We start from the raw sequence: 14,000 nt of genomic DNA on the forward strand, positions 1-14,000 counted from the left end.
AGAAAACCATGCGCGGTACCCGGTTACAAATACGGCCAACGGCCCTGTCCCATAATGCCGGCGTGGCCCGGACCCTGGCCGACGGCGCCCAGGTGTTCGCCATGATCAAGGCCAATGGCTACGGCCATGGCCTGACGCTGGCCGCCGACGCCATGGCCGGCCAGGTGGACGGCTTGGGTGTGGCATTGATGGACGAGGCCCGGGTGGTGCGTGAACACGGCATCCGCAAGCCTATCCTGGTGGCCGAGGGCTTCTTCGATCAGGACGAGATCGCGGAAGCCGCCCGCCTGGATGTGGAAGTGGTGGTGCACGCCGCCTGGCAGGTGGCCCTGCTGAGCAAACGGCCGGCTCCCCTGGGCGTCTGGCTGAAAATCAATACCGGCATGAATCGGCTGGGCATGCCGCCGGAGCAGGCACGGGAGCAGGCGGCGTTACTGCGGGCCATCCCTGGAGTGCGACTGGCCGGCCTGATGAGTCATTTCGCCTGCGCCGATCAGCAGGATGATCCGCTTAGCGAGCGGCAACTGGCGACGGTGCTGGCGTTATCCGAGGAACTGGGGTTGCCGGTGACCGCCGCCAATTCCGCGGCGTTGATCCGCTACCCGGCGGCGCGCCGGCAGCGGGTCCGTCCCGGCATCATGCTGTATGGCTCGTCGCCGTTCCCATGGCGCTCCGCCAGTGAATTGGGGCTGCGCCCGACCCAGCGTTTCAGTGCCCGTCTGATCGCCGTGAATCCCATTGGCGCCGGCCAGACGGTGGGATACGGCGCCACCTGGCGTGCGCCGGAAAATGGCACCATCGGTGTGGTGGCGGTGGGTTACGGTGACGGCTACCCGCGCCACGCCCCCAACGGTACGCCGGTGGCGGTGAACGGCCGGCGCACCGAACTGGTTGGCCGGGTCTCCATGGACATGATCACGGTGAGACTGGATGGCCTCGAGGCCCGCGTCGGTGACGACGTGGAGCTGTGGGGCGATACCGTTTCCGTGGATGACGTGGCCGTCGCCTGCGGCACCATCAGTTACGAGTTATTCTGTCAGGTCACCGCCCGGCCGGAACGGGTGATCGGCTGACTGCGCGGGGGCGACGCTCCCGGATCCCGGCATCGAGGAGAGTCCGTGGCGAAGAAGAAAACCGCTTTTGTCTGCACTGAATGTGGCGGGGACTTCCCCAAATGGCAGGGACAGTGCCCGGCCTGCGGGCAATGGAACACCCTGCAGGAGTTCGTGGTGGACAGCGCCCCGTTCCGCGCCAGTGGCGGCGCCGGCCGCAGCGGCTTCAGCGGACAGCTGGCGGAAGTGCGCAATCTGGATGAGATCGTTCTTGAGGAAACCCCGCGTATCAGCGCCGGCATGGGCGAACTGGATCGCGTGCTCGGCGGCGGTCTGGTGCCCGGTTCCGCCATTCTGATCGGCGGTCATCCCGGTGCCGGCAAATCCACCTTGTTGTTGCAGACGTTGTGCCGGCTGGCTCACGCCCATTCCTGTCTTTATGTCACCGGCGAGGAATCCCTGTCCCAGGTGGCGATGCGCGCCGATCGTCTGAAGCTGCCCAAGGACAAACTGCGGCTGGCGGCGGAAACCGATGTGGAGCGCATCATCGAGCTGGCCCGCAAGGAACAGCCGCACCTGCTGGTGGTGGATTCCATTCAGGTGATGTATCTGGCCGGTTTGCAATCGGCGCCGGGTTCGGTGGCTCAGGTGCGCGAGTGCGCGGCGGCGTTGACCCGCTTCGCCAAGCAGACCGGCACCGTGCTGCTGCTGGTGGGCCATGTCACCAAGGACGGCACCCTGGCCGGGCCCAAGGTGCTGGAGCACATGATCGACTGCTCGCTGATGCTCGAAGGTTCCTCCGATTCCCGTTTTCGTACCCTGCGCGGTTTGAAGAACCGCTTCGGCGCCGTCAATGAGCTGGGCGTGTTCGCCATGACCGGCGAGGGGCTCAAGGAAGTGAAGAATCCGTCGGCGATTTTTCTCAACCGCGCCGAGGAGATCGCGCCGGGTTCTCTGGTCACGGTGGTGTGGGAAGGCACCCGGCCGTTGCTGGTGGAACTGCAGGCGCTGGTGGACGCCAGCCATTTCGGCAATCCCCGGCGCGTCTGCGTGGGGCTGGAAGCCAACCGTCTGGCCATGTTGCTGGCGGTGTTGCACCGTCATGGTGGCATCCAGGTTGGCGACCAGGATGTGTTCGCCAATGTGGTGGGCGGCGTCAAAATAAGCGAGACCTCCGCCGACCTGGCTCTGGTGCTGTCCATCGTTTCCAGCTTCCGCGACCGGCCGTTGGGACGGGACCTGGTGGTGTTCGGGGAGATCGGTTTGTCCGGAGAGATCCGCCCGGTACCGCAGGGTCAGGAGCGGTTATACGAAGCGGTCAAACATGGTTTTCGCCGCGCCGTGATCCCCAAGTCCAATCAGCCGCGCAACCTGCCGGAAGGGGTGGAACTGATCGCCGTGAGCACTCTGGCGGAGGCGTTGGAGCAGTTGTGATGAGGGACCCGGCGTCAGCGCTCTGACATTGGGCCCGAGACAAGGGAGCGGTTATGAAAAAGCAATTCGCGGTGCTTGGGCTGGGCAGCTTTGGCGAAGCAGTGGCACTGGAACTGATGCGTCTGGGGCACCAGGTGCTGGGCGTCGATAATCGGGAGAGCCAGGCCAATCGTCTGGTCGACAAATTGACGCAGACGGTGATCGCCGACGCCACCGACGAGGACGCCCTACGTGAACTGGACCTGCCCAGTTTCGATGCCGTGCTGGTGGCCATCGGCGAGCACATCGAAGCCAGCATTCTCTGCACCATGGCGGTGAAATCCCTGGAGGCGAAGGAGGTGTGGGTCAAGGCGATCTCGCCGGTCCATCACCGTATCGTCGAGAAGCTTGGCGCCGACCGTGTTCTGCACCCCGAGTATGAAATGGGATTGCGCGCCGCCCAGACCATGGCTCATCCCAATATGCTGGATTACATCAGCCTGGGGGATAACTACTTCGTCATCGAGATCCGCCCCGGCGAAGTGCTGGAGGACCGCCCGCTGTCGGATCTCAAGATCGAGGAGATCGGCGTGCGCCTGCTGGCCATCAAGCATGGCCAGAACGTGGATATGCAACCGAGTCCGCAGCAACGGCTCAAGCGCAACGACCACCTGGTGCTGCTGGGTGAAGAGCCGGCCTTGCGTCGATTCTCCGAGAGCCTATGAGAACCTGGTTTCCCGGACTCAGGGCCCGCACCGAGGCGGTTCTGTCCCTGCGCCACCCCTGGCGTTACAGTCCGCCGGCGATCCTTGCTGGCAGCTTCCTGCTGCTGATCGGGATCGGCACCGTGTTGCTGTGGCTGCCGGTTTCCGGCACGCCGCCGCTGACGTTCTTCCAGGCCCTGTTCACCGCCTGCTCGGCGGTCACCGTTACCGGTCTGGTGGTGGTGGACACTGGCTCCCATCTCAGTCCGTTTGGTCAGTCGGTGGTGTTGGGGCTGATGCAACTGGGCGGCCTTGGTTTGATGACCTTCGCCGCGTTGACGCTGGTGGCGCTCGGTGGCCGCCTGGGACTGCGCGGCCAGCGCCTGGTGCGCGAGGCCACCGACCAGACCTCGCCGGCGGATATGTTGGTGCTGGTCCGGCACACCGCGTTGCTGGCGCTGATCATGGAGGCCATTGGAGCCGGGTTGCTGAGCGTGGTCTGGATTCCGGAGCTGGGAGTGGCACGGGGGCTGTGGTTCAGTGTTTTCCATAGCGTCTCCGCGTTCAACAACGCCGGCTTCGCTTTACTGCCAGACAGCCTGTCACAGTGGGCGGCCAATCCCATGGTCAACCTGGTGATCACCGCGCTGTTCATTATTGGCGGTCTGGGCTTCACCGTGCTTCTGGATCTGTGGCGCAAACGGCAATGGCGCACCCTCTCCCTGCACAGCAAGCTGACTCTGGCCGGCACGCTGGTTTTGTGCCTTGGCGCCTGGTTTCTGGTGATCGGTTTTGAATGGAACAACGCTCGTACGCTTGGGGAACTGCCCGAATCCGGCCGGCTCTGGGCCGCCTGGTTCACCGCGGTGACGCCCCGTACCGCTGGTTTCAACACCGTGGATATGGGCGGTCTGATGGCGCCCACGGTCATGCTGATCATGTTTCTGATGTTCATCGGCGGTGGCAGCAATTCCACCGCTTCCGGTATCAAGGTGAGCACTTTCATGGTCATGCTGCTGGCCACGCGGGCGTTCTTGCGCGGGCGTCAGCGGCCCACGGTGTTCCGGCGCGCCATTGCCGTGGAGTCGGTGTTCCGGGCCCAGGCGGTAGTGATGCTGAGTCTGCTGGCGGTGGCGTTGAGCGGATTCCTGATGGTGGTGCTGGAGCCGGGGCGGGCGGTGATGGACGTGTTGTTCGAGGCGTTTTCAGCGTTCTCGACAGTGGGCTTGTCCCGGGGCATTACCGGGGAGCTGTCCTGGCCGTCCCAGTGTGTGCTGATGATACTGATGTTCATGGGCCGCATCGGGCCGCTGGCCCTGGCGTTCTCGCTGGCGCGGCCGCAAATACCGAAACTGCGCTACGTCGAGGACCACGTGCAAATTGGGTGATGAGGCTCTCTGCCCATCCGTATTCGCCAGCAAGCTGGCTTCCCACAGCGGTAACCTTTACCGCCGTTTCAGCCGCCGTTTACGCCACCATAAATAAACCCCGGTGACGAACAGCAGGGCGGGCAACCAGCCGGACACGAATACCAGCCAGCGTCCGGGCAGTCCCAGGGCCTCGCCATTGTGCAGTGGAAACTGCCAGGCCAGCACGGTATCGGCGGCGCCCAATTGGCGTTCGTCCCATACATCCAGCACTTTGCCGCTGTATTGATCCACCCAGACCGAGCTGGCCGCGTAGCGTTGCCAGTTGGATTCGGGCAGGACATAGGCCAGCCGGTAGCTGTCGCGCTCGGAGCGTGGCAGGTAGACCCGGCTCAACCGGGCTCCGGGGAAGACCGGGGTGGCGGCGGCAACCGCCTGGTCCAGATCCACCGGGGCGGAATCCGATGGCGTCGATTGAGGTTGAGGTGCCGGCGTCACCGTGGCGAGCGCGGCGACGGCGCCGGTGATCGGTGCGCGAAACACCATGAACACCCCGGACAGCGCCACCACCATCAACACCGGAAACAGGTATAAGCCGAGCGCGCCGTGCAGGTCGAAATAGAAACGAAAGCGGCCCTTGCCGCGTTCGATGGCGAGAGCACGCCGCCAGCGGCCGCGTTTGGGCCAGCGCAGATACACCCCGGTAATCGCGAACAGCGCCAGCAGAATGCCGCATACGCCGACCACGTACTTGCCAGTGGTGCCGGCCAGCAGGGTGTAATGCAGACGGTAGATCCAGGTCATCGGATACGCCCCCCATGTCCGCACGGTGGCAACCTCGCCGGTGTAGGGATCCACGTTCACCTGCAAGGGCCCCGGCGCGTCCGGTGGCGTATCGAAACGGACCAGATGGTAGTCGCCGTTGGTGCCGGGCAGGTAGAGCCGGCGAGGCTCGGCGCCGTCCACGGCATCGCTGGCCCGTGACAGAATTTCCTGTAGCGGCAAAGGGGTGGCGGTGGTGGCCGGCGTGGTCAGCGCCGGCGTCAGCCATTGATCCAGCTGTGGATAAAACACCAGCAGGCTGCCGGTGACGCCGATCAGGGCGAGCAACAGGCCCGCGCCCAGACCGGCGTACAGATGCAGGGTAAAGATCAGCCTGCGCATGGGGAATAACGGTCCTTAGAAATCGAGGCTGTAGCCTACCGTAATCACGCGCCCGCGTCCCTTGAAGTACTGATCCTCGCGGTTGGTGGCACTCTGCGAGTAGTAGGTGAAATAGTCTTCGTTGAACAGATTCTCGATGCCGCCGGAGAGTTGGCCCTTGGGCAGTTGATAGACCAGGGAGAGATCCACCAGGTTGTAGCCGTCGAAGTTGGTGTTGTCGTCATCGAAATGACGGCTGAAATAATGGGAGCCCTGGACTTGGGAGCGCAGACGGCTGGTCCAGCGGGCCTGCCAACGCAGGGTCAGACGGTCCGGGGCGATATTGCGGGCATCCAGGCGGCTTTCCAAATGGCCATCGTCGTCGCCATCGTATTTGCCGCTGGTGTGAGCGTAGCTGGCGCTGAGATGATGGTTTTCTTCCACCTGCCAGCCAACCTGGGCTTCCACGCCGTTGATCTCGGTTTTTTCCCGTTTGACCTCGAAAAAGCCACTGCCATTGTCGGCCAGCCGGGCGCCCAGGTCCGAGTCGGATTCAAAGTAGCTGGCTTCGAAGGTCACCGGGTGCTGATTGATGCGAATCCCCACTTCGCGATTGTCGGTGACGATGGGGCGCAGATCCAGAAAGTCATCCACTCGCGCGCCATCGTCGCCAATGGCACGTAGCACACGGCCGACGTCCGGCATGCCGAACCCTTCCGAGTAGTTGGCGAACAATTGCAAGCCCTCCGTGATCTGGTAGGTCAGACCGCCGTTGAGCAAGGTCTCGTCGAAGCTGGGGTCGCCACCAACGACGCGATTGCCCTGTTTGTGGTCATCACCGTAGTAGGCCAGGGTGGTGAAGTCATCCACATCCAGTTTGGCGTACTCATAGCGGACCCCGGCCTGGGCGGTAAGGCGGTCGGTAACGCGCCATTCCCCTTGCAAGAAAGGAGCGATGTTCTGGAACCGGGTCTCTGGTACCCATTCGCGATCGGTGTGGACCAGTACCTGACTGGTCTCGTCCTGCAGAACGTCCAGGCCGGTGGTGAGTTTGACCCGTCCGTTGAAGAGGCCGTCCCGGTTCAGGGTGATTTTGCCACCGACCTTGTCGGACTCGTTCTGGGATTGATCGTAGATCCTGTCTTCACCGAGGGCCTCGGGGTCGACCTGAAAAGTATCGAACGTGCCACCACCGTAGCGGGCGCGGAATCGCTGGGTGTAAAGCTGAACCTGGAGGTCGTTTCCGGCCAGATCCAGATTGTGATAGTTGAGGCTGGTGGTGAGCACCTCGTTACGGGTGGGTTTACCCTCCGGATCGCCTTTTTCGGAGGTGGTGGGTGTCCGGTTTCTTCGAACGCCATTCTCGATGACATAGTCGTGATTCCCTTCCAGGAAGAAGCGGTTCACGGTCAATTGCAGGTTCTGGTTGTCGTCGAACCAGTAGCCCACTTTCACCATCACGTCATGGCTTTCGGAGTCCATGATATCGCCCTGGGTGTTGTCCACGCCGATGGCATCGCCGTTGGCGTCATAGAACAGCCCGCGGGACTGGTAGGTGACGCCGGCCAGGTAGTCCCATTTGCCATGCAGCCCCTCCACCCGATAGTCCGCTTTGTAGCCGAGGCCGTCGGACTCATAGTCGGTGGGCGCGCTGACGCTGACGCCGGCGTGCTGGCGCACACGGTCGCCTTCCGGGCGGCGGGTGACGAAGTTGATGATGCCGCCGGTGGCCCCCAGGCCGTGCTCGGCGCTGGCGCCGTGAATCACCTCGATGCGCTCCACCATGGACAGATCAATGGTGTAGCCGTCACGGCTGCCGTCACGCAATGGATTGGACTGGGGCACGCCGTCCACCAGAAACAATGGATTGCGGCCCCGGAAGCTCTCGCCGGCATTGCTCAGTTTCTGCCGGCTCGGCGCATAGCCGGGAATCAGGTTGCTGAGTACCTGAGCCTGGTCGCCGGTGATGGCCAGTTGATCTTCCAGTTCCTGGCGGGTGATCACGGTGACTTTCTGTGGTGTTTTACCCACTTCCCCCTGGGACCGGCTGGCGGTGACCGTGACGGCATCCAGTTTGTGAGGATCGTTTTCGGCCATGGCCAGGGGGGCCAGGGTCAGTGACAGCAGAGAGACAGGCACGCCGAAGCGGAGAGGGCGCATGGGCGTTCTCCTTTTTTGTTGGTGAGAGTTGTGTATCGTTTGTAAGGACGGGCGCTGACACTAAGACAAATGAGAATCGTTGTCTATTGCCGAATGGTTAAAACAGTGGTACTAAAGTGCTAGGACAATGCGTGCCCAGCGGCGTCACCGGGCGCTGTTCAGGGACCAGTCATAGGACATGAAGCTCAGGTCCAGGATGCCTCTCCGCAGTGCTTCGGCGGTGTCCTCGGACAGCGCCAGGGGAGCATGGTATCGGGCCAGCCAGCTGTGGAGCGTGCCGGCCGCGTCGGCGAAATCGTCCCGGTACCATTTGAAAATGGAAGAGACCGCCAGGCGGTTTCGATCGGCGTCATAGCGGTTGCGTTGCCGGTCGGACAGGAAGCGGCGGGTGCTGTCCTCCAACTGCCGATCCAGTCGCTCGGCGGTGTAGGCTTCCGGGCGCAGCGCCGGGCAGCCCACCGAAGCGCAGTTCACGGCAAAATGAATACGCGGATCCATGAGCTCCGGATTGCCGCGAATCAGGTCATGCTCCACTTCATCCAGGATACGGGGAGCGCCCAGCAGCTCGAAGAAGCGCTGATCCCAGGGGCCGGAGAACAGGGAACCTATGTCACGGATGGAATCCGGGCGCGGATCCTGATCGAGGATCAGCTTTACCGTGAAGGCATTGTAGGCGTTGATCAGGAAAGCCAGTTGTTGATCCCGGTCGTAGCGCCTGAACTGCTGTTCGGATACGGCGCTCAGGCTGCCCAGGTAGTGCTCCAGGCGTTTCTCGTCGGCGGCGAAACCGTTGTAATCCACCTGTGACGTGACACCACCGCGCACCCATTGCACATGGGCCTTGAGCAGGGCGTCCCAGGCGCTGTGTTCGAAGGCCTGGGCGATGCCGGTGAGTAGCAGCAGCAGAGTGATGATCACAGGGCGCATGGGGAAATCTCCGTTGCGGCGGTCAGCGTTGCCAGGCGTGGAAACGTTCCACCCAGCGCAACAAACGCTCCGGTTTGTGGTTCTTTTTCCATTCCCCCGCCGCGTATTTATTGGCCTCCGACAGGGTCGGGTAGATGTGAATGGTGCCGAGAATCTTGTTCAGTCCAAGGCCGTGTTTCATCGCCAATACATACTCGCTGATCAGTTCCGCGGCGGATTCGCCGACGATAGTGACACCAAGAATGCGGTCCTTGCCGGGCTCGGTGAGCACCTTGACGAAGCCCTGATCCACGCCATCGGCGATGGCCCGGTCCAGATCATCAATACCGTACTTGGTCACCTCGTAGGCAATACCCTGTTGCCGGGCATCGTCCTCGTTCAGGCCCACGCGAGCCACTTCCGGGCTGGTGAAGGTGGCCCAGGGAATCACCCGATAATCCACGTTAAAGGACTTCAGCCGCCCGAACAGGGCATTCACCGCCGCATACCAGGCCTGATGCGCGGCGGTGTGGGTGAACTGATAAGGGCCGGCCACATCACCGCAGGCATAGATATTGGGGAAGCGGGTCTGCAGGCGTTCATTCACCTCTATGGTGCCGTTGGCCCGGGTGGTGATGCCCAGGGCCGACAAGCCCAGCCCCTCGGTATGGGCACGCCGGCCCACCGCCACCAGCACCGCGTCGAAGGGCAGCACGGACTCCTGGTCCCGGTGTTCCACATGCAACTGGCTGGTGCCGTTCTCCACACTGAAACGCAGGGCCTTATGCTCCGTGAGTACACGCACACCGCTGTCTTCCAGCGCCGCGGTGACGAGCGCGGCGGCGTCTTCGTCCTCCCGGGGCATCAGACGTGACTGCATTTCCACCTGGGTGACCTGGCTGCCAAGGCGGGAAAACGCCTGAGCCAGTTCGCAGCCGATGGGCCCGCCGCCGAGCACCAGAAGACGCTCAGGCAACGCCTTCAATTGCCACAGCGTGTCGGAGGTCAGCGCCTGCACCTGGTCGATGCCGGGGATCGGTGGCACCAAGGGGGCGGCGCCGGTGGCCAGGATCACCGACCGGGTGGTGAGCCGGGTGGTGCCTTCGTTGCCCTCCGTCGAATTATCCACTTCCACTTCCCAAGGGGAGATCAGGCGGGCATGGCCGTGCAGGCACTCCACCCCCAACTCGGTGTAGCGCTCCACGGAATCGTGGGGTTCGACTTTGCTGATCACCCGCTGTACCCGGGCCATGATATCGCTGAAGTCGAATTCGTTATCAATGGAACGGAAACCGTAGTGGTGTGCCTGCTTTTCCAGATGGGCAATACGGGCACTCTTGAGCAGGGCCTTGGAGGGCACGCAACCGGTGTTGAGGCAGTCGCCCCCCATGCGCTGTTGTTCCACCAGGGTCACCTTGGCCTTCACCGTGGCGCCAATGTAGGCGCTGACCAGGCCGGCGGAGCCGCCGCCGATCACCACCAGATTACGGTCGAAATGGCGGGGCTTCTGATAGCCGCGATAAATTTGCCGTGTCTGCCAAAAGCGGACAGGCAATCGTGCCAGCCAGGGAAACAGGCCCAGCAACACAAAAGCGCCGATCAACCCCGGTGAGAGTATTCCGGAAAGGTTTTCCAGTTGTCCGAGTTGGGTGCCGGCGTTCACGTATACCGCCGTGCCGGCCAGCATGCCCACCTGGCTGACCCAGTAGAAGGTGCCGGTGCGAATCGGCGTGAGCCCCATCAGCAGGTTGATGACGAAGAACGGAAACACCGGAATCAGACGCAACGTGAACAGATAGAAGGCACCGTCTTTTTCCACGCCGGCGTTGACCTTTTTCAACCGGTCCCCGAAGCGCTGTTGTACCGCGTCCTGGAACAGGAATCGGGAAGCCAGAAACGCCAGGGTGGCGCCCAGACTGGAGGCGAACGACACCAGCAGCAACGCCCACCAGAATCCGAACAAGGCGCCGGCCGCCAGGGTCAGGATGGCGGCGCCGGGCAGGCTGAGGGCGGTGACCAGCACATACAGCGCAAAGAAACCGCCCAGTACCCGCAGAGGGTGTTCTCCTGCCAGCTCCTGAAAGGCCGCCTGTTGGGACTTCAGATAGTCCAGACTCAGATACTGACCGAGATCGAACAGGAAAAACGCCGCCACCAGCACGGCAATCAGGAGCAGGAGAAAGCCTTTCTTCGCTGTCATCGTCACCTCGTCGGTGTCCTCAACAGCAGCTTCCGCCGCTGGAGGAACTTTGCGTGTCTTCGAACGGCAGGCTCACGCCGCAGTCCTGAAAAATGCCGTAGTGGGTACTGAAATCGCCGATGTAGTCGAAGTGGGAATGGAATCGGCTTTCCGCCAGCATACGCCAAGTGTTGCCGCATACGGGAAAGACCTTGCCGGTGGGCAGGTAATGGTGCCCGTCCAGCATGAAGCCGTGGGGCTGCTCGTCCACCGTGCCCTTGTAGACCACCGCCTGGCCATAATCCTCACAGGCGGGTTCCAGACCGTCGAGATTGAACAGACGGTAGGTGGCTGAGTAAAAGCGGATGTCACCGAGCCTGGCTTCGATGGCCGGGTTGTCGATGGTCAGGCGGCGCGACTCCACCAGCCTGGGATCGGCAAAACCACAGTCCTTGCTCAGATTGAGAAAATCATTCCAGTAGAGGGCGCCCGACAGGCATTCACCATAGAGCACCGGGTCCCGGGTGAGCGACTCCGGCACTCGCCGATCCGAGTACACATCCGAGAAATAAAACTCGCCGCCGGGTTTCAACAAACGTTTGACGTCCGAGATCACCTTGGCCTTGTCGGTACTGAGGTTGATCACGCAGTTGGAGACCACCACGTCGAAACTGCCCGGCTGCAGATCCAGTTGATCCAGTTCCTCGATGTAGCCCTCAAAAAAGGCAACGTTACTGTGGCCGTGGCCAAATTGATCGCGGTGAAAATCCTGATGGCGGCGGGCGACGTCCAACTGTTCCCCGGTCATGTCCACGCCCACCACCGAGCCCTGCTCGCCCACCAGGGCGGAAAGCAGGTAGACATCACGGCCGGAGCCGCAGCCCAGATCCAGGATCCGGGCGCCGCTCAAAGCCGCCGGTGCCACCAGGCCGCAGCCGTAGTAACGGCTGATCACCTCGTCATGGAGGCGCGCCAGCAGCGGTTTTAAGTGGTCCGGAGGTGTCTGGTCGCAGCACGCGTTGGTTTGCAGGTCGCCACTGCCGGAAAGGTGTTTACCGTAATAGTCCTGAACGTCGTCTCTCATCACTGTCTTCCTTCATTGGTGCCGTGAATTGGATGCCCGGCGGCGGTCGTTGTTACGGACCACCGGACAATTTCAGTCTGTCGGATGAAGACGACCGTCGCGGTTTCGTCCGGGCGCTGATGCTGCGCTATTGGACAGGGTGGGCGGCAAAGCGTTGTAACGAAGGCTTCATCAGCGGTTTCTCCATGGTGTACAGAAAAACACATCCGGGCCCTTGTTATTCATAATTGATGATGGTTATCATTTCCATTCTTTGTCCATGTCTTCTTCCGCCCACGCGGCCGCTCAGTTCCCTATGTCCGATCCGTCACTGGAGACGCTTTACCGGCACCATCATAACTGGCTGCGAGCGGTGTTGTACCGGCGTTCGGGTTGCTCCGAACTGGCCGCGGATCTGGCCCAGGATACCTTCGCGAGGCTGTTGCGCCGTGAAGACGACATCGTCGATATCCGCGAACCGAGAGCTTTTCTCGGGCGTATCGCCAACGGGTTGCTGGCTAATTACTGGCGTCGCAAGGCCATCGAGCAGGCCTATCTGGAGACGCTCCAGCAGCAGCCGGAACCCGTCGCGATATCGCCGGAAACCCGCTACCTGGTGATCGAGACCCTCTACCGCATTGATGTGCTGCTGGATGCGCTGCCCACCAAGGTACGGCGGGCTTTTCTAATGTCCCGCCTGGATGGCATGCGCTATGTCGATATCGCCACCCGGCTGGCAGTGTCGGAAAGGACAGTGCGTAACTACATGGAGCAAGCCATGTTCCATTGCCTGAAGGCGGATCCGGGGCTACTGCCGTGAGTACCCCGGAGATTTCCGACGAGGCTCTGGAGCAGGCCGCCCGCTGGTTCGCCCTCCTTGGTGCCGATAACGTCAGCGAAGAGGACCGGGCGCACTGGCGCCAGTGGCTCAACGCCAGCGCCGGCAACCAAAGGGCCTGGGACAGGGTGGGGCGAATCGACCGCGCCTTTCACGCCATGCCGGTAAAGTCCGCCGGTGACATCCTGAGCGATGCCGGGCGTCGCCGACGGCGCCTGTTGCGCGGCCTGGGCGGCGGGCTGTTGCTGGCACCACTGGGATGGTGGGGCTGGCGGCAGCTGCCCGCCGGTTTGGGGTGGGCGGACCTGCGCACCGCGGTGGGGGAAATCCGCGAAGTGACGCTACCCGATGGCAGCCGGCTGTGGCTGAACACGCACAGCGCGGTGTCTCTCGATTTCAGCGCGGCTGACCGCCAATTGCACCTGTGGGCCGGTGAGCTGTATCTGCAGACCGCCCGGGATGTCCGGCCCATGCGAGTCACCACCGCCCTGGGCTCGGCGGCGCCGTTGGGCACCGCTTTCGGTGTGCGCCTCACCGAAGAGAATCTTCGGGTGCGGGTCGACCGTGGCCGGGTGGCGGTGAACGCCGCCGTTGGTGACGCCGGGGAGTGGCTGGTGGAAGCCGGGCAGGGCGTTGTCGTCGATGGCGAGGGGCGCCTGGAGCGCATACGCCCATCGGCGGAAGAGAACGCCTGGCGTGACAGGCTGCTGGTGGCCAATGGCCGGCGCCTGGGGGACTTCCTCGATGAGCTGGCCCGTTACCGGCACGGGGTGCTCCGCTATGACCCGAGCGTGGCGGATCTGAAACTGAGTGGCGGTTTTCCGCTGGACGACACGGATCGCATTCTCCAGGTGCTGGAAGCGACCCTGCCGGTGAAGGTGACACGCCTGACGCCCTGGTGGGTCAAGGTCGAATCCGCGTCACGCTGATATTCCCTCCATCGGAGCACCGGTCGGACGGATTGCTGGCACAGAAGGGGCTACGAAGCCGCTGTAGGAGCTTGCCTGCAAGCGAATGGGCTTCCGGGCCCAAGATTCGCTTGCAGGCAAGCTCCTACAGCGGAGTTGTAGCGACCTCAGAATTTATGTCTCCAAGACCAGAAGAACACCTGCGCTTGCCGCTGTCCCTGATGGAGAGCAATTCTGTTTCCTTTTAAATCGCGACGAACTTTTTTT

The 14,000-nt window shown here is 62.5% G+C and carries 11 protein-coding genes; 6 read left to right on the forward strand and 5 right to left on the reverse strand.

Annotation, left to right across the window (positions count from 1 at the left end):
- Positions 1-8: 8 nt before the first annotated feature.
- The 4 genes from alr to B5T_RS03920 are packed head-to-tail and all read left to right on the forward strand — an operon-like array spanning position 9 to position 4,557.
- Positions 9-1,073 carry an alanine racemase gene (gene alr / locus B5T_RS03905; protein ID WP_014993160.1) on the forward strand — a complete coding sequence of 355 codons (1,065 nt, stop codon included), beginning with the start codon at positions 9-11 and terminating at the stop codon, positions 1,071-1,073.
- A 45-nt stretch (positions 1,074-1,118) separates the two neighbouring features.
- A complete protein-coding gene (gene radA / locus B5T_RS03910; protein WP_014993161.1) occupies positions 1,119-2,486 on the forward strand; it encodes a DNA repair protein RadA in 1,368 nt (455 codons plus the stop codon).
- 53 nt (positions 2,487-2,539) lie between these two features.
- A complete protein-coding gene (locus B5T_RS03915; protein WP_014993162.1) occupies positions 2,540-3,190 on the forward strand; it encodes a potassium channel family protein in 651 nt (216 codons plus the stop codon).
- The gene (locus B5T_RS03920; RefSeq protein ID WP_014993163.1) at positions 3,187-4,557 is read left to right on the forward strand and encodes a TrkH family potassium uptake protein; all 1,371 of its coding nucleotides are present in this window, start codon (positions 3,187-3,189) and stop codon (positions 4,555-4,557) included. Before B5T_RS03915 ends, B5T_RS03920 begins: the two co-directional genes overlap by 4 nt.
- A gap of 57 nt (positions 4,558-4,614) precedes the next feature.
- Here B5T_RS03920 and B5T_RS03925 read toward each other — a convergent pair whose 3' ends face one another.
- The 5 genes from B5T_RS03925 to B5T_RS03945 all read right to left on the reverse strand — a co-directional run bounded on the left by B5T_RS03925 (position 4,615) and on the right by B5T_RS03945 (position 12,008).
- Positions 4,615-5,700: a PepSY-associated TM helix domain-containing protein gene (locus tag B5T_RS03925; protein WP_014993164.1), complete on the reverse strand. Its 1,086-nt coding sequence runs from the start codon at positions 5,698-5,700 to the stop codon at positions 4,615-4,617.
- 15 nt (positions 5,701-5,715) lie between these two features.
- Positions 5,716-7,839, reverse strand: a complete 2,124-nt coding sequence (locus B5T_RS03930) for a TonB-dependent receptor (protein WP_014993165.1) — start codon at positions 7,837-7,839, stop codon at positions 5,716-5,718.
- Between the two features lie 144 nt (positions 7,840-7,983).
- Positions 7,984-8,766 (reverse strand): DUF547 domain-containing protein, encoded by a 783-nt coding sequence (locus B5T_RS03935; protein ID WP_014993166.1) that lies wholly within the window; start codon positions 8,764-8,766, stop codon positions 7,984-7,986.
- A 22-nt stretch (positions 8,767-8,788) separates the two neighbouring features.
- Complete coding sequence (locus B5T_RS03940; protein ID WP_041716826.1) at positions 8,789-10,945, reverse strand: FAD-dependent oxidoreductase; 2,157 nt, start codon at positions 10,943-10,945, stop codon at positions 8,789-8,791.
- Between the two features lie 19 nt (positions 10,946-10,964).
- Entirely contained in the window at positions 10,965-12,008 is a 1,044-nt protein-coding gene (locus tag B5T_RS03945; RefSeq protein ID WP_014993168.1) for a methyltransferase domain-containing protein, read from the reverse strand.
- A gap of 295 nt (positions 12,009-12,303) precedes the next feature.
- Between B5T_RS03945 and B5T_RS03950 the strand changes: the two genes are divergently transcribed.
- Both B5T_RS03950 and B5T_RS03955 read left to right on the forward strand, forming a co-directional pair.
- The gene (locus tag B5T_RS03950; RefSeq protein WP_014993170.1) at positions 12,304-12,807 is read left to right on the forward strand and encodes a sigma-70 family RNA polymerase sigma factor; all 504 of its coding nucleotides are present in this window, start codon (positions 12,304-12,306) and stop codon (positions 12,805-12,807) included.
- Positions 12,804-13,754, forward strand: a complete 951-nt coding sequence (locus B5T_RS03955) for a FecR domain-containing protein (protein WP_014993171.1) — start codon at positions 12,804-12,806, stop codon at positions 13,752-13,754. The genes B5T_RS03950 and B5T_RS03955 overlap by 4 nt, the downstream gene beginning before the upstream one ends.
- Positions 13,755-14,000 lie beyond the last annotated feature (246 nt).

Source organism: Alloalcanivorax dieselolei B5 (assembly GCF_000300005.1).
Classification (GTDB): Bacteria; Pseudomonadota; Gammaproteobacteria; order Pseudomonadales; family Alcanivoracaceae; genus Alloalcanivorax; species Alloalcanivorax dieselolei.

Coding starts and splice junctions, on each gene's coding strand:
- B5T_RS03940 (WP_041716826.1), bottom strand. CDS start 10,945: ATGACAGCGAAGAAAGGCTTTCTCCTGCTCCTGATTGCCGTGCTGGTG.
- alr (WP_014993160.1), top strand. CDS start 9: ATGCGCGGTACCCGGTTACAAATACGGCCAACGGCCCTGTCCCATAAT.
- B5T_RS03915 (WP_014993162.1), top strand. CDS start 2,540: ATGAAAAAGCAATTCGCGGTGCTTGGGCTGGGCAGCTTTGGCGAAGCA.
- B5T_RS03925 (WP_014993164.1), bottom strand. CDS start 5,700: ATGCGCAGGCTGATCTTTACCCTGCATCTGTACGCCGGTCTGGGCGCG.
- B5T_RS03950 (WP_014993170.1), top strand. CDS start 12,304: ATGTCCGATCCGTCACTGGAGACGCTTTACCGGCACCATCATAACTGG.
- B5T_RS03935 (WP_014993166.1), bottom strand. CDS start 8,766: ATGCGCCCTGTGATCATCACTCTGCTGCTGCTACTCACCGGCATCGCC.
- B5T_RS03945 (WP_014993168.1), bottom strand. CDS start 12,008: ATGAGAGACGACGTTCAGGACTATTACGGTAAACACCTTTCCGGCAGT.
- B5T_RS03930 (WP_014993165.1), bottom strand. CDS start 7,839: ATGCGCCCTCTCCGCTTCGGCGTGCCTGTCTCTCTGCTGTCACTGACC.
- B5T_RS03920 (WP_014993163.1), top strand. CDS start 3,187: ATGAGAACCTGGTTTCCCGGACTCAGGGCCCGCACCGAGGCGGTTCTG.